The organism is Solwaraspora sp. WMMA2059 (genome assembly GCF_027497315.1).
Classification (GTDB): Bacteria; Actinomycetota; Actinomycetes; order Mycobacteriales; family Micromonosporaceae; genus Micromonospora_E.
Map to the genome: position 1 here is coordinate 2,969,881 of NZ_CP114908.1, position 16,684 is coordinate 2,986,564.

Consider the following 16,684-nt stretch of genomic DNA (forward strand, 5'->3'; position numbering starts at 1 on the left):
CCCTTCCCGCTCTGCCGGGCACCCCCCACGACCGAGGCCGACGGCGCCTGACGTACCCGCCGGCCGATCGTGACCGTCACGGATCAGGACCCGGGCCGGACCGGCAGCGGGATGCGACACTTCCGCTTCCTGGTGGTCGGCAACGCGGTTTCGGCGTACGGCACCTATCTGGACATGATCGCGCTGAGCCTGTTCGCGTACTCGCTGACCGGCAGCGCCACCCACACCGGCCTGTTCATGGCGTTACGCCTGGCCACCAGTGTCCTCACCGGATTCGGCGCCGGCAGCCTGGTGTCCCGGCTCGACCGCAAGCGGCTGATGGTGACCTCCGACGTCAGCCAGGCGTTCGCCCTGATCGTGCTGGTCATCGCGCCAGCCACGGCCCAGGCCGGCCTGTTGTACGCCGTCGCGGTCGTCACCGGCGCCGGGGCGACCGTCACCAGTGTCGCGCTGCGCAGCAGCATCCCCGAGATCGTCGGGCAGGACCAACGGGTCCGGGCCAACGCGCTGCTGGCCACCGGCCGTTCGCTGGCGATGGTCGCCGGGTTCGCCTCGGCCGGCGTGCTCATCTCCACGGTCGGCTACACCGGTGCGTTTCTCATCGACGCCGGGGCGTTCCTCTTCTCAGCGGCGGTCCTGGCCCGGCTGCCGATCACCACCCGCAGCCGGCGGCCGGCAGGCGCGACGGACGCGGCCGAGGCGGCGGACTCCGTGCCGGGCGCCGCAGCAGACGCCGGACCGGATGACGCGCTGCGGCGGCCCGGGATTCTCGCCGCGCAGTTGACGGCCCTGCGCTATTTGCGGCTCACCCCGGTCCTGCTCGCGCTGATCAGTCTGCGCGCCGCCGACGCCTTCGGCTCGGCCTCGCACAACGTCGGCCTGCCGGTGCTGTCCACCATGCTGGACCCGCAGCATCCGGCCGCGTTCATGTCCCAGTTCTGGGCCACCTGGGCGGTCGGCAACATCATCGCGCAACGCGGCGTCGCCCGTTGGGCCAGACGCACCGGCCGGACCATCAACGAGCGCGCGTTCGCCGCCGGCGCGGCGCTCATGTCGGTGGCGTTCATCCTCACCTTCACCGCGCCGCCGCTGCCGCTGGCCGTCCTGGTCGCCACCGTCGCCGGCATCGCCGACGGCTTCACCGAGATCGCCTATACCACCCGGCTGCAGGCCACCCCGGATGATCAACGCGGCTACGTCTTCGGGTTCTCCGCGACCGCAGAGAACCTCGGCTTCGGCGTCGGCATGGTGGCCTGCTCCTTTCTGCTGGAACAGTTCAGTCCGTTGACCGTGGTCACCCTGTTCCACGGGCTGGCGGTACTGCTGGCAGTGGCTTTCCTGGCCGCGCTGTGGGCGCGTCGGCGGACGACGACATGAGTGCCCCGACGCGCGGTGGCACCGACGACCGGCGGATCGCCATCATCGGCATGGCGTTGCGGCTACCCGGCGCGGACACCCCGCAGGCGTACTGGCACAACATCCGCGACGGCGTGACCAGCGTACGCAGGTTCAGCCCCACCGAGTTAGCCCGCGCCGGCGTGCCCGAGCAGCTGCGCGAGTCACCGGACTTCGTCGCCGTCAGCGGGGTGCTCGACGACATCGACTCGTTCGACGCCGAGTTCTTCGCGATGAGCCCGCAGGAGGCGCGCACCGTCGACCCGCAGCACCGGCTGTTCCTGCAGACCTGCTACCACGCGCTGGAGAACGGCGGGTACGCGGGCGCGCGATCTGACACCAGGGTGGGCATCTTCGCAGGTGTCGGATACCACCTTTATCCGCTCAACACCTACCTGCGCAACAACCTGGCCACCGCCCGCTGGGACGGTGACTTCGCCCCGGCGTTCCAGGTGGCCGTGGGAAACTACAACGACTTCGCCGCCACCCGGGTCGCGTACCGGCTCGGCCTGACCGGTCCGGCGGCCACCGTGCAGAGTGGTTGCTCGACCGCGCTGGTGGCGGTGCACCTGGCCGGCCAGGCGTTGCTCGCCGGCGACGCCGACCTGGCCCTGGCCGGCGCGTCGGCGGTGCACACCCCGCAGATCCTGGGCTACCGCCACGTCAAGGGCACCATCCTGTCCCGGTCCGGCCGGTGCCGCGCGTTCGACGCGTCGTCCGACGGCACCGTCGGCGGCAACGGGGTCGCGGCGGTGCTGCTCAAGCGGTACGACCGGGCGGTCGCCGACGGGGACACCATCCACGCGGTGATCCTGGGTGGCGGTGTCAACAACGACGGTGCCGCGAAGACCAGCTACGCCGCGCCCAGCGCCGCCGGGCAGCGCGACGCCATCCTGCGGGCGCTCGACGTGGCCGGGGTCTCCCCGGAGACGATCGGCTACCTGGAGACCCACGGCACCGGCACCTACAAGGGCGACCCGATCGAGTTCGAGGCGATGACCTCGGCGTACCGCCGACGCACCGACCGGACCGGCTACTGCGCGATCGGCTCGGCCAAGCCGGCCATCGGACACCTGGACGCCTGCGCCGGCATGGCCAGCCTGATCAAGACGGTGCTGGTGCTGCGGCACGCGACGATTCCGCCGCTGGTCGGGTTCGAGCGCCCCAATCCGGCGTTGGACCTGGCGGCCAGCCCGTTCGTCATTCCCACCGAGGCGCGCGCCTGGCCCGATCTGTCCGGGCCGCGCCGGGCGGGGGTGACCGCGCTCGCGGTCGGTGGCACCAACGCCCACCTGATCCTGGAGGCACCGCCACCGGCACGACCGGGGCTGCCGGCGACGGCACCTCCCGGCCCCGCCCGTCACGGGGCGGAGGAGCCCGCGACGGCACCGCCCGCGACGGCGGACCCGGTGGCGGTGCCGCTGTCGGCGTACCACCCGGAGAGTCTGCGTACGCTCGCCCGCCGGCTGCGCGACCACCTGCGGGCCGACCCCGGGCTCGACCCGGCCGACCTAGCCACCACCACCGCACTCGGCCGGCCGCACCTGCCGCACCGACTCGTCGTGTCCGGCGCGACGACGACGGCGCTCGCGGACGCCCTGGACGACTACCTCGCCGCGCCGGGGCGGCAACGCCCGGGGCGGGTGGCCACCGGCACGGTGCCGGGCGCCGGCATCGCCTCCGGCGGGCCCGGCGGGGTGGCGCCGGTGGTGGTGTACGGCGGGCAGGGCACCTCGTACCCGGGCATGGCCGGGCCGCTGTACCGGTGGTACCCGCAGGTGCGGGCGGTGCTCGACGCCTGCGAGGCGTACCAGCGCCGCTGCGGCGGACCGTCGGTGCTGACGCCGCTGCTCGACGGCCTCTCCGGTGACGACCGGATCTGGCCCGCCGACGTGGCGCAGCCGGCGCTGTTCGCGTTCCAGGTCGCACTGACCGGGCTGTGGAGTTCGCTCGGGGTGGCGCCGCGCCTCGTCGCCGGCCACAGCATCGGCGAGTACGCGGCCCTGGCTGCGGCCGGAGCGCTGACGATCGAGGACGGCCTGCGGCTGACCGGGTTGCGCGGACGGCTGATGCGGGAGCACACCGCACCCGGCGGCATGGTGGCCGTCTTCGCCACCCGGGCCGCGGTCGACGAGGTGCTCGCCACCGACCGGCGGCTCGACCTCGCCGCGACCAACGCGGCCGAGCAACATGTCGTCGCCGGGCCGGTCGAGGCGCTCGACGCCGGCTGTGGCGTGCTCGACCGTCTCGGGGTGCGTTGGCACCGGCTCGCCGTCGACCGCGCCTTCCACTCGGCACTGCTCGACCCGATCCTCCCCCGGCTCGGCGAGGCGTTCGGGTCGGTCCCGTGGGCGCCGTTGGACACGCCGCTGGTCAGCAGCGTGGACGGCACCGTGCTACCGGCGGGGCACCGGCCGGACCCGGCGTACCTGGTGCGGCAGACCCGGATGCCGGTCCGGTTCGACCTGGTCGCGGCCGCGATCGCCGAGACGTCGGCCGCCGCCGGGTCGGCCGGTGTGCCGGTGCTGGAGCTCGGTCCACAACCGAGTCTGGTCGGGTTGCTGCGCGCGACACTGCCCGGGTCGTCGGCGCTCGCCGCTCAGCGCCGGGGCGCGGAACTCGATCAGCACCTCGACACCTGTGCCCGGCTGCACGTCCACGGAGTCGATCTGGACTGGAACGCCCTGCTCGACGCCGGGCAGGCGCACGCGCGCCGGGTGCCGCTGCCCGCGTACCCGTTCCAGCGACGAGTCCACTGGACCGGACCGCCGCTGGCACGAACCGAACCTGGAGGGCTCATGGTCGACGTCGAACCCGTCCGCGACGCTGGTGCCACCGTCGCCGCCGCACCGGCCGCGCCGGACCTCGCGCCGGTAATCGAGCGGGTACGCGAAATCAGCGCCCGACATCTCGGCTGCGCCCCGGACGACATCGTCATCGACCGCCCGTTCGTCGAGATGGGTGCCGACTCACTCGCCATGATCAACGCACTACGGGAGTTCGAGGGCGAGTTCGGCGTCCGGCTCGCCATGCGCGAACTGTTCGAGGAAGCGGACACCCCGAGCAAACTGTCGCGCCTGATCCTGTCCCGTCGGACCCCGGCACCGCCAGCACCGCCAGCGCCGCTGGCACCAGCCACACCGGCACCGGCCGAACCGCCGGTGCCAACTGCGGTACCGGCAGCACCGGGCGTTGACGTGCACGGGCCCAGGGTGGTCGTGGCACCCGACAGCGGTCCGGCCGGCGCGGTCGCTACCGGCCACGGCCGAGCCCATCTGGACGACCTGCGGCGACGGTTCGTGGCGAAGACCCGGCGGTCGAAGGAGATCGCCCAGCGCCACCGTGGCGTGCTCGCCGACAGCCGGGCGGTCGTCGGCTTCCGCAGCGCCACCAAGGAGATGCTGTACCCGATCGCCGGCCAGCGTGCCAAGGGCGCATGGCTGGAGGATGTGGACGGCAACCGGTACGTCGACATCACCATGGGCTTCGGGGTACTGCTGTTCGGCCACGAACCGGACTTCGTCGCCGACGCGGTCCGGGAACACCTGTCCCGGGGCATCCGGCTCGGACCGCGCAGCGTCGACACGGGAGAGGCCGCAGTGCTGTTGAGCGAGCTGACCGGGATGCCCCGGGTGGCGTTCGCCAACTCGGGCACCGAGGCGAACTCGGCCGCGATCCGGCTCGCCCGGGCCGCCACCGGACGCGACAAGATCGTCATGTTCCACGGGTCGTACCACGGACACGCCGACAATGTGCTCGGCCGCTCGGTCGGGACGGGTGCCGACCGGACCACCGTCCCGGTCAGCACCGGCATCCCGGCCAGCGCCGTCGCGGACCTGGTCGTACTCGACTACGGCGTACCGGAGAGCCTGCAGGTGATCGAGTCACTCGGGGAGCGGTTGGCCGCCGTCGTGGTCGAGCCGGTGCAGAGCCGCCACCCGTCCCTGCAGCCGGCGGAGTTCCTGCGCCGGCTCCGGGACATCACCCGGCGGTACGGCATCGTGCTGATGTTCGACGAGATGCTGACCGGGTTCCGGCCCCATCCGCGCGGCGCACAGGGCCTGTTCAACGTGACCCCGGACCTCGTCACGTACGGCAAACTGCTCGGCGGCGGCTTCCCGATCGGGGCGATCGCCGGACGCGCCGACATCATGGACGGCGTCGACGGCGGATTCTGGCGCTACGGCGACGACAGCCGCCCGCAGCGGGAGACGACCTTCTTCGGCGGCACCTATATCCAGCATCCGGTCTCCATGGCCGCCGCGCGCGCGGTGCTGACCCGGTTGACCGAGTACAGCCCACGACTGCAGCAGGAGCTCAACGCCCGGACCGACCGGCTCGTCGGCACGCTGAACGACTTTATCGCCGAGGAGGAGTACCCGGTCCGGCTCGGCCACGTCGGCTCGCAGTTCCGCTTCGAGCACCGCGCCGACCTCGAGTTGCTCTACCACCACCTGCTGCTCAAGGGGGTGTACGTCTGGGAGTGGCGCAACTTCTTCCTCTCCACCGCACACACCGACGACGACGTCGACCTGGTGATCGACGCGGTGCGCGCCTCGCTACGCGACATGCGTGCCGGCGGGCTGCTCCCCCGTCCGGCCGGGCCCGCCGTGCCCACGGCGAAACCGGAAGACACCGCCCCGACCGGACCGGCGGTGCGCACCCTGCCTACGGCAGGAACCGGACCGGCGGTACGCACCGAACCGGCAGCGAGTACCGCAGCAGCAGGCAGCCTCGAACCGGCGGGCGGACCGGGACGACCGGCACCGGACTTCAGCGTGTACTTCTTCGGGGACTATCCGCCCGGCTCGGGGGCTGCCGACCCGTACGAGCTGATCGTCGACACGGCCCGCTTCGCCGACCAGCACGGATTCCACGCGCTGTGGATCCCCGAGCGCCACTTCCACTCCTTCGGCGGGGTGTTCCCCAACCCGGTGGTGCTGGCCGCCGCGCTGGCCCGCGAGACGAGCCGGATCCGGTTGCACGCCGGATCGGTGGTCCTGCCGCTGCACGACCCGATCCGGGTCGCCGAGGACTGGTCCATGGTCGACCGGCTGTCCGGCGGCCGAGTCGGCATCGGTTGTGCGCCCGGCTGGCACGCGGGCGACTTCGTCCTCGCCCCGGAGCACTTCGGTGCCCACCGCGACGTGATGTACCGCCACCTCGACCAGGTACGTCGGCTGTGGCGTGGCGAGGCCGTCGAACGGCGCAGCGGCACCGGCGAACCGGTTGAGATCCGCACCCTGCCCCGCCCGGTGCAGGCGATGCCGCCGATGTTCGTCGCCGTGGTCGGTAACCCGGAGTCGTACCAGCGGGCCGCCGAGCACGACCTCGGCATCGTCACGAACCTGATGAGCCAGTCGGTGGAACAGTTGGCCGACAACATCCGGCGTTACCGAAAGACCCGGGCCACGCACGGGCTCGACCCGGACGGCGGCCGGGTGGTCGTGCTCGTGCACACCTACCTCGGTGCGGACTCGGCACGGGCGCGGGCCGAGGCGTTCGCGCCGCTGAAGGCGTACCTGCACTCCTCGCTGTCGCTGTTCGGGCAGATGACCAACAGTCTCGGATTCCAGGTGGACCTCGACACCGCCGACGCCGACGATCTGGACTACGTGTTCCAGCGCGCCTACCAACGGTACTGCGAGGCACGGGCGCTGATCGGGTCGCCGGACGACGGCATCCGGCTGATCGACGCGCTCACCGCCGCCGGCGTCGACGAGGTGGCCACGCTGGTCGACTTCGGCGCATCCCCCGACCAGGTGCGGGCCGGGTTGCCGCAGCTGGACCAGCTACGGGCCAGCTACCAGGCGGCGACCGAGACGTCACCGACCGACGCACCGCCCACCGACACGTCCCCGGTCAGGCTGACGGCGGCGACCGGCAACCCGGTGGCCGTCCGCGACGCCGGCCCGGACCGGTCCGGGCCGGCGTCGCGTGGGCAGGCGCGGATGTGGTTTCTCGAACGGCTGCACCCGGGCCAGGGCACCTACAACGAGGCGGTCAGCGTACGGCTCGACGGTCCGCTGGACGTGCCGGCGCTGCGGGCCGCACTGGAGCAGCTGGTGGCCCGGCATGGGGCGCTGCGTACCGTGTTCCGGGAACGCGACGGCGAACCGGTCCAGGTCGTCCTCGGCCGGGGCACAGTGGACCTCACCGTCGAGGAGCACGCCGGGCGGGACGAGAACGACACCGTACGGCAGGTGCTGGCCGAGGAGAGCCGGCGCGAGTTCGACCTCGCGCAGGGTCCGCTGCTGGCGACCCGGCTGCTGCGGTGGTCGGCCGAGCGGCACGTGCTGGTGCTGTCCGTGCACCACATCGTGGTCGACGCCGAGTCCGTGCGGGTGCTGGCCGGGGATCTCTCCGCGTTGTACCGGGCCGCACTCGGCAGCCGCTCCGCCGACCTGCCGGAGCTTCCGGTGGACTGCCTGGACCTGGCCCGGCGGGAGGCGGACGCCGGCAGCGGTTCGCCCGCCGCGCCGGCCGGTCTGGCCTACTGGCGGGAGCAACTCGCCGGTGAACTGCCGGTGCTGGACCTGCCGACCGACCGACCACGCCCGACGGTGCGCGGTGGCACCGGCGCGTCGGTCCTGCGCGGGCTCGACCCGGAGCTGTCCGGGCTGCTGAGCCGGCTCAGTAGCGCGCACCGGGTCACGCTGTTCATGACGGTACTCGCCGGGTACGCGGCCACGCTGCGCCGGTTCACCCGCAGCGATCAGCTGGTCGTCGGCACACCGGTGTCGGTCCGGCCCACCGGCGCCGAGGCGGTGGTGGGGTTCTTCCTCAACACGGTCGCCCTGCGGCTGGACCTGTCCGGCGACCCGACCTTCGCCAACCTGCTCAAGCAGGTCCGCGACACCGCCCTGGACGCGTACGACCATGCCGACATGCCGTTCGACGCCGTCGTCGGCGCGGTGAGCCCGGACCGGGACACAAGCCGGACCCCGGTCTTCCAGACCATCGTGGAGTTCGACAACGGCGGCGACCAGCTCCCGCTCGACCTGCCCGGGGTGACCGCCCGCACCCTGGCGCACCGGGCCGAACGGGCGGTGACCGACCTGGCCCTGTACGTGACCAACCACGCCGACGGGATCGACTGCCGGTTGGAGTACGGCACCGACCTGTTCGTGGCGGACAGCGCCGAGCGGTTGCTGTCGTATCTGGTCGCGACGCTGGCCGCCGCCGTCGACCAGCCCGATACGCCGATCTCGAAGCTGGTCGGCATCCTCGACACCGACCGGGACGCGCTGGAGGGTTGGGGCGTTGGACGACAGCGCGTGCTGCCGCCCGGTGGTGTGCACGACGCGGTGCGGCAGTGGGCGCGACGCACGCCGCAGGCGGTCGCGGTGATCGGTGGCGGCACGGTGCTGACCTACCGGCAACTCGACGAGCAGGCCACCGCTCTGGCGCAGCGGCTGGTCCGGCACGGGATCGCCGCAGGCGACATCGTGGCGCTGTGGCTGCCCCGGTCACCGGAGTTCGTCGTCGCCGCCCTGGCGGTGCTGCGCGCCGGAGCCGCGTACCTGCCGTTGGATCCGTCCCTCGGCGGCCGGCAGGTGAGTTTCATGGTCTCGGACAGCGCGGCCCGGGTGGTGCTGGCCACCGGGGGTGACACCGCACCGGACCTGCCCGACGGGGTCCGTCTGCTGCACGTCGACGGGTACGGCGACACCGATCCCGTCGGCGGGTCCGACGACCCCGGCCGCGTGGCGGACGATCCGGATGCGGCGTGCTACGTCATGTACACCTCCGGTTCCACCGGCAGGCCGAAGGGTGTGGTCATCACCCACCGCAGCGTGCTGAACCTGTGCCGGTGGTACCGCGACGAGCTGGAGCTGACCGCCGACGACCGGAGTGCCGTGGTGTGCGGGCAGAGCTTCGACGCCTCGGTGCTGGAGATCTGGCCGCCGCTGCAGGTCGGTGCGAGCCTGACGATCGCCGACGACGACGTACGGCTGGACTCGATGGCGCTGGCGCGCTGGATGCGTACCGCCGGGGTGAGCGTCGCGATGCTGCCCACACCGATCGGGGAAGGGTTGCTCTCGCTGCCTGTCGCGGCCCAGCCCCGGCTGCGTCACCTCACCGTCGGCGGCCAGCAACTGCGGGTACGCCCACAGTCCGGGGTGCCGTACGTCGTACGCAACGTGTACGGACCGACCGAGACGACGGTCATCGCCACCTTTGACGTGGTGGCGCCGGCGGTGGCCGGAGCCGATGGTCCGATTCCGATCGGCCGGCCGCTGGACAACGTCCGGGTCGAGATCCGCGACGAGTGGGGCAACCTGGCTCCGGTCGGCGCCGTCGGGGAGCTGTTCATCGGCGGCGCCGGAGTGGGTCGCGGCTACCTGAACCGGCCCGAGCTGACCGCGCAGCGGTTCGTCGACGACCCGCCCGGCGGCCCCGGTTCGCGCCGCTACCGCACCGGGGACCTGGTGCGGTGGACCGCCGACGGGGTGCTGGTGTTCCTCGGCCGTACCGACGACCAGGTCAAGATCCGGGGGAACCGGGTCGAGCCAGGTGAGGCGTCGGCCGTCCTGCGCAGGCTGGATCTGGTCACCGACGGCATCGTGGTGGCCCGCCGGGACCGGCGCGACGAGGCGTACCTCGCCGGGTACGCCGTACCCGCGCCGGGCGTGGCACCCGACGGGCTGGCCGACCGGCTCGTCGCCGCGATGGCCCGCGAACTGCCCGACGTGCTGATCCCCCGGGTGTGGGCGATGCTGCCGGCGCTGCCGCAGACCGGCAACAACAAGGTCGACCGTGCCGGGCTGCCGGAGCCGACCATCCGTACCGGTGAGCCCGCGCCACCGCTGGCCCCGCCGACGACACCACAGGCAGTGGCCCTACCGGCGGCCCGGCGGGAGACCCGGAACAACGACCCGACCGGTGACTCGCTGACCCGGACGGTGCGGGCGTTGTGGGCCGCCGAACTCGACCAGGATCCGGAGCGCATCGACCACGACGCGTCCTTCTTCGCCCTCGGCGGGCATTCGATCAACGCGATGCGCCTGCTGAACCGGGTACGCGAGGCCACCGGAGCGGACTATCCGGCGTTGGAGTTCTTCCGCGCCCCGACCATCGCGGCGATGGTGGGCCGGCTGCGCGGACACGCCGCGTCCGCCGACGGCGGGCCCGTCAGCCGGGTGCGGGGCACGCTGTGACCTTCGCCGAGCTGCTGGAGTACGTCGCCGTGCACGATGTGCGGCTCACCGGCACCGGCGACACCCTGCACTACGACGCCCCGGCCGCCGCGATGGGTCCGGAGCTGGTCACGGCGCTGCGATCGCACAAGGGCGAACTGCTGCGCTGGCTGGCCGCACCGGCGCACGAGCGGGAGGTGACCCGGGCGCCGCTGTCGGCCCAGCAGGAGAGGGTGGTGGAGGTCGCCGGCCGCAGCACGCACCCCGCCAGCTGGAACGTCGGGTTGCGGCTGGAACTGGTCGGCGAACTCGATGTCGCCGCGCTAGACGCCGCGCTCGATGGTCTGGTCGCCCGGCACCATGCGCTGCGTGCCCGGCTGATCCGCGACGGTGGCACCTGGACCCAGCGGATCCTCGCCCACCGGTCGGTCCCGCTGCCCGTCGTCGAGTTGACCGCGCTGGCGCCGGACGCGGCGCGGCGGCGGGCCGAGGCCTTCTGCCGGGAGGTGGTGGCGCCGGTGTTCGCGCTGGCGGACGAGGCACCGGTGCGGTACGCGCTGATCCGGCTGGCGCCCGAGGAGTCCTGGCTGGTGCTGGTGCTGCATCACGTCGCCTGCGACGGCCGGGCGGTCACCGTACTGCTGCGCGAGCTGGCGGACGGGTACCGCACCGCCCGCGATTCAGGTACGCCGGACTTCGGCCCGCCCACCGCCCAGTGCACCGACTACGCACGCTGGCAGCAGGGCCAGTGGGATGAGCCGACCCGCCGCCGACGGCTCGCCTACTGGGCGGAGCACCTGGGCGACGGGCCGCTGGCGCTGGATCTGCCGTTCGACCGCCCCGCACCGCAGCAGCCGAGCGGGCGGGCCGCCACCTGTCGGTTCGAGATCCCGGGGCAGATTCGGCTCGCCGTCGAGGTGCTCGCCCGGGAGCTGGGTGCCACGGTGACCGCGGTCGCCGCTGCGGCGTTGGCGCTGCTGCTCGCCCGGCTCAGCGGGCAGCCCGACGTCACCCTGTCGATGCCGTACGCCAACCGGTCACCCACGGCGTACGAGGACACCGTCACCGTGCTGGCGACGGCGTTGCCGGTACGGATCCGCACGGCCGCCGCCGCGACGTTCGCCCACCTGGTCGGCCAGGCCGCCGACGGCCTGTTCGCCGGCATCGACAATCTGCTGCCCACGGCCTGGATCTACCAGCAGCTACCCGCGCCGGACAAGGGCGCGGCGTCGTCCGGAGTGACGGTGAGCTTCGCCTTTCAGAGTACGTTCGACACCCGGATCGAGCTGCCGGAGTTGGCTGTACGGGTGCACGAGGTGCCGACCGGGGTCGGGCGGGCGGCGCTGCTCATCGTCCTGATGCCCGGCCCGGACGGGATCGACGGCTATCTGGAGTACCCGGTGGACCGGCTCGACGACGACACCGTTCGCCGCTGGATGACGAGGTATGTCGACCTGCTCGCCACGGCGGCTGTCGGCCCGAACCGTCTGCTTGCCGACCTCTGACCGCCGGAGTCGTCCGCCGAGGGCCACGACGACAGACCCGGATTGAACGATCGTGTTCGATTCCTTGACACTCTAGATGCGATCGCTAACACTTGTCCGAAACACGAACGTAATGTGTCGAAGACATGGCTCCCATACTGGCAGGACATGCCCGACCTGCCCGTGTGGTCACGTCGAGCACCCGCCAGGAACGGCGCATACCTGCCGGAAGCTGCGAATCCCTCGTCCCAACGCAGACAGCTGACGTTAACGCACACATAGCCCGTGTGACCGGAGAGACAGCGGTGCCGGCGGTAGCCGTCCGGCCCGGTGTCCGTTTCCCAGGGAGGCCAGATCTTGTCAGAGTCATCGTCCAGAACCCGGTCGTTGCGTCGATTGTCGATCACCCTGGTGGCCGTGTTGACGGCGATGGTCGGCACCGCAGTTGTCACGTCGTCGCCGGCCACCGCCGCCACCAGCCAGTTCCGCGGCATGAACTGGGCCGTGCTGGGTGACAACTTCAGCACCGGTCCGCTCGTCGTGCACGGACTCAACTCGTCCGACAGCAACGCGACGGTGCGGGCCAAGGCCAACGCCATCTACGACGACATGGCTGCCACCATGGGCGTCGACACCGTCCGGCTGCCGATCAACACCCACACGGTCGGGACGGCATGGTGGGAGGCCTACCGAGGGGCCATCGACGCCGCCGCTGAACGCGGGTTCAAGGTAATCCTGGCCTACTGGGAGGACGGTGCCGCCTCCGGCGGCCGGATCACGAACCTCGCCGCGTGGAACGCGATGTGGTCCACGGTCACCAACACCTACGGATCGAACCCCAACGTCTACTTCGAGCCGATGAACGAGCCGCACGGCTACAGCTCGGCGCAGTGGCGCGACGTCGCGGCCAACTGGCTCAGCTACCACTACTCGGCGGTGCCCGGCCGGGTGCTCATCGGCGGCACCGGCTACAGCCAGGACCTGCGGGACGTCTGCAACGACAGCCGCTTCAACTCGACGCTGTTCTCCTTCCACCACTACGCATTCTTCTACGGCGAGATGAGCTACGACGCCTTCCGCAGCCACATCCAGACCCGGCTCGGCAACTGCGCCTCCCGCGCGGTCGCCACCGAGTTCGGCGCGCCCATGGACGACGGTCGCAACTACGCCAACCCGGGCAGCACCGACAACTTCGTCCGCCACATCCGCGCCATGGCCCAGGTCATGCGCGACAACCAGATGGGCGGCACCTACTGGCCGGCCATCGGCGGCAAGACCGGCAACATCGGGTACGACTGGTACTCGATGTTCGCGCTCAGCGGCAGCGGCACCAACCTGGACCTGACGGTCCGCAACCCGTCCGGCGCCGACCGGATCCGCTACGGCTGGGGCGACGCCGTCAGCGACGACCCCTCGACGCCGCCGACGGGGACGTTCTACCGGGTCAACGCGCGGCACAGCGGCAAGGCCATGGACGTCCAGCAGCCGAACACCGACAACGGTGCGCGGGTCGGCCAGTACGCGTACAACGGCAACGCGTGGCAGCAGTGGCAGTTCCAGGACGCCGGCAGCGGCTACTGGCGCCTGATCAGCCGGCACAGCGGAAAGTGCCTCGACGTGGTGAGCGCCTCCACCGCCGACGGGGCCGAGCTCATCCAGTACACCTGCGGCACCGGCGACAACCAGCAGTTCCAGATGGTCACCAACGGCAGCTACTTCCAGCTCCGGGCGCGGCACAGCGGAAAGTGTGTGGACGTGCCGGCCGCCTCGACCGCCGACGGCGTCGTCCTCAAACAGTGGTCGTGCCACACCGGCACCAACCAGCAGTGGTCGCGTACGCCCGTCTGAGGATCGCTAGTCTGCTGGTCATGCAGGCACCCGGCGCCCGGCTCGACCTGGCCGTCGACCCGACCAGGTCAACCGGGCGCATACTGCTCGCCGACGGGGTCGAGCAGTCGTACGTGGATGTCGCCGATCCCGCGTACCTGCGCTTCGAATACGTCCGCCGGATGGCCGCCGTAGCCGATCTCGCCGCGCCGGCCGGTGCCCCGCTGGACGTGCTGCACCTCGGCGGCGGTGCGCTGACGCTGCCACGCTACGTCGCCGCCACCCGACCCGGCTCGGCGCAGACCGTCGTCGAGCGGGATCCCGAGGTGGTCGCGCTGGTGGCGCGGGACCTGCCGCCCCGGCCGGCCGGCGTCGGGGTCATGGTCGCCGACGCGCGGGAGGCGGTCGCCGGCGCGCCAGCCGCCGCGTACGATCTGGTGCTCGCCGACATCTACCAGGCAGCCCGGATGCCGCCGCACGTCGCCACCGTCGGGTTCGCCACCGAGGTGGCCCGGGTACTGCGACCCGACGGCATCTACCTGGTCAACGTCACCGACCTGCCGCCACTGGTCGGCACCCGGGTACAGGCTGCCACCCTGCGGGAAGTCTTCGCCGAGGTCTGTGCCGTCGCCGACCGGCGGATGCTGCGCGGCCGGCGGTACGGCAACGTGGTACTCGCTGCGACACGGGCGCCAGGCCGACTGCCGGTGGCGCAACTGGTGGTACGGGCGCTGCGCGACCCGGTACCCGGCGGTGTGCTGCACGGACCGGCGCTGGACAGGTTCGTCGCCGGAGCCCGGCCCCGCACCGATGAACCGCAACGGTGAACTCCGGCTCGGCGGGCCGGCACCCTGAGTGCCGGCCCGCCGAGCCGGTAGATCCGTCAATGGTGGTGAAAACAGGTTCCGGCGCAGGTGACGGTTGCGTCGAAGCCGCTGTTCCACCGGTCCTGCACGGTGCATGCGGCGGCGCAGGCCGGCGTGCCGCTTGAGGTAGAGCACCGCTACCCGACCGAACTCGCCGCCGTTGGGCTGGTCGTAGGTGCCACCGTGCCCGATGCTGAGGTTGCCCGTGAAGGCGGGCAACCCGGCCGGCAGCATGCCCCAGTCGTCGATGACGTTCGGGTACGCGATGTCGCTGGGCCCGCCGATGAAGTAGGCGACCGGCTCGGTCAGTCTCCTGAGCTGGTAGTCGTCGGCGTCGTTCAGCAGACCGCTACTGAAGATGCCGGTGGTGGTGACGCGCGGGTCGTGGGAGACGGCGTAGGCCTCCAGCCCGCCGCAGGAGAAGCCCGCGACGGCGACCTTTGTCGTGTCGAGCTTGTCGTAGTACTTGCTGCCCGGCCGGGCGTTCTCCGCCACGGCCAGTCGTTGGACCGGGTGAGCATCTGGGAGGTGGTGGAGCCGGGCCCGTTCGGGGCGCCGTTGGCGATGGCGACGGACGGGCGCCGGAGCTCAGCGAAGTGCCGCTTCCGCGAACGGTGCGATTGCACCCACCGGGCCGGCACCGCCTCGCCGGTCAGGTCCGTCGTTCGTAGACGACGACTGGGACGCCGCCCGGGTCGACGACCACCGACCGCCGCTCGTGCGGGCCCGACACGGGCTCCCCGACGGACGCGCCGGCCGCGGTCAACTCGGCGACGCAGCTGTCGAGGTCGTCGACCTCGACGCTGAGCAGGGTGCGGCCGGCGACGGGCTGCTGTGACCCGGCGGCCAGGCCGATGGTCACCGTCCCGTCGGTGAGCGCGACGTACCGGTCGCCGTCGCGGAACCGCACCGTCAGCCCGAGCCGGGTGTAGAAGTCGACCTGCGCGGCCAGGTCCCCGGCCGCAACGATGACGTGGCCGATCCTCACCGCCGGAACCTCGGCATCACCTCGCGGGCGAACCGTTCGACGATCTCGACGGACCGCTCGATCGGCAGTCCGAGCCACTGGGCGCGGAAGACGAAGTGGTTGAAGCCGGCGGCGGCGAAGTCGGAGATCTTCGCGGCGATGTCGTCGGGCGAGCCGAAGAAGAGCGCCTTCTCCTTGATCGCCTCCCACTGGGACTCGAAGTAGTCCATGCCGTACTGGACGTACTCGCCGTACGATCGGCGGACCGCGTCGCCCGCCATGGCGTGCGCAGCGTCGGCGGAGTCCGCGACGCACAGGTCCCGGTGGATCGGGAAGACCGCGTTGTCGTCGTCGAAACCAGCCGCGCGGCGCTGTTCCCGGTATTCGGTCAGGTTTCCGACGGCCCAGTTGCGGCGCACGTTGGACGGGGCGAGCCACGGCAGGCCCTGACGGGCGATCCGGGCGATGCCGGTCGGGCCGTTGGCACCGACCCAGACCGGCGGGTGCGGCCGCTGCCGCGGCAGTACGCTGCACCGCACCCCGTCCAGGGTGAAGTGCCGCCCCTGGTGGTGGACGGGCTCACCGGTCCACAACCGCTGCATCACCGCCAGCGCCTCGTTCATCCGCGACACCCGGGTACGCCGGTCGACGCCGAACGAGGAGAACTCGGCGTCGCGGTAGCCGGAGCCGATGCCCAGGACGAACCGGCCGCCGGACATCTGGTCGATCGTGGCGATCTCCTCGGCCCAGTGCACCGGATGTCCAAGGGGCAGGATGAGGATGCCGGTGCCGATCTGCATGCTGCCGGAGTGCTCAACGAGCCGGCTCAGCAGCGGCATCGGCTGGGGTGTGGCCAGCGACGACAAATAGTGGTGGATGCCGAACACCGAGTCGTAGCCGAGGTCGCGGATGTGCTGGACGTACTCGACCGTCTCACCGGTCCGCCGCTGCAGGTCGTCGCCGAGCTCGTACTGATGGTCGAGGAGAATGCCGAACTTCACGACC

At 71.8% G+C, this 16,684-nt stretch carries 7 protein-coding genes; 5 read left to right on the plus strand and 2 right to left on the minus strand.

Annotation, left to right across the window (positions count from 1 at the left end; all coding sequences use genetic code 11):
* Nucleotides 1–69 precede the first annotated feature (69 nt).
* From O7553_RS13695 to O7553_RS13715, 5 genes are all read left to right on the plus strand, one after another.
* Complete coding sequence (locus O7553_RS13695; RefSeq protein WP_281555169.1) at nucleotides 70–1,377, plus strand: MFS transporter; 1,308 nt, start codon at nucleotides 70–72, stop codon at nucleotides 1,375–1,377.
* Nucleotides 1,374–10,556: a MupA/Atu3671 family FMN-dependent luciferase-like monooxygenase gene (locus tag O7553_RS13700; RefSeq protein WP_281555170.1), complete on the plus strand. Its 9,183-nt coding sequence runs from the start codon at nucleotides 1,374–1,376 to the stop codon at nucleotides 10,554–10,556. Before O7553_RS13695 ends, O7553_RS13700 begins: the two co-directional genes overlap by 4 nt.
* Nucleotides 10,553–12,040 carry a condensation domain-containing protein gene (locus tag O7553_RS13705; protein WP_281555171.1) on the plus strand — a complete coding sequence of 496 codons (1,488 nt, stop codon included), beginning with the start codon at nucleotides 10,553–10,555 and terminating at the stop codon, nucleotides 12,038–12,040. Before O7553_RS13700 ends, O7553_RS13705 begins: the two co-directional genes overlap by 4 nt.
* A 366-nt stretch (nucleotides 12,041–12,406) precedes the next feature.
* Nucleotides 12,407–13,867, plus strand: coding sequence for an RICIN domain-containing protein (locus O7553_RS13710; protein WP_281555172.1), 1,461 nt, complete (start codon nucleotides 12,407–12,409; stop codon nucleotides 13,865–13,867).
* Between the two features lie 20 nt (nucleotides 13,868–13,887).
* Complete coding sequence (locus O7553_RS13715; protein WP_281555173.1) at nucleotides 13,888–14,673, plus strand: fused MFS/spermidine synthase; 786 nt, start codon at nucleotides 13,888–13,890, stop codon at nucleotides 14,671–14,673.
* A 691-nt stretch (nucleotides 14,674–15,364) separates the two neighbouring features.
* Here the strand turns inward: O7553_RS13715 and O7553_RS13720 are convergent.
* On the minus strand, nucleotides 15,365–15,700 hold the full coding sequence (locus O7553_RS13720; protein ID WP_281555174.1) for a VOC family protein: 336 nt from the start codon (nucleotides 15,698–15,700) through the stop codon (nucleotides 15,365–15,367).
* Entirely contained in the window at nucleotides 15,697–16,680 is a 984-nt protein-coding gene (locus O7553_RS13725) for an LLM class flavin-dependent oxidoreductase (RefSeq protein WP_281555175.1), read from the minus strand. The genes O7553_RS13720 and O7553_RS13725 overlap by 4 nt, the downstream gene beginning before the upstream one ends.
* Nucleotides 16,681–16,684 lie beyond the last annotated feature (4 nt).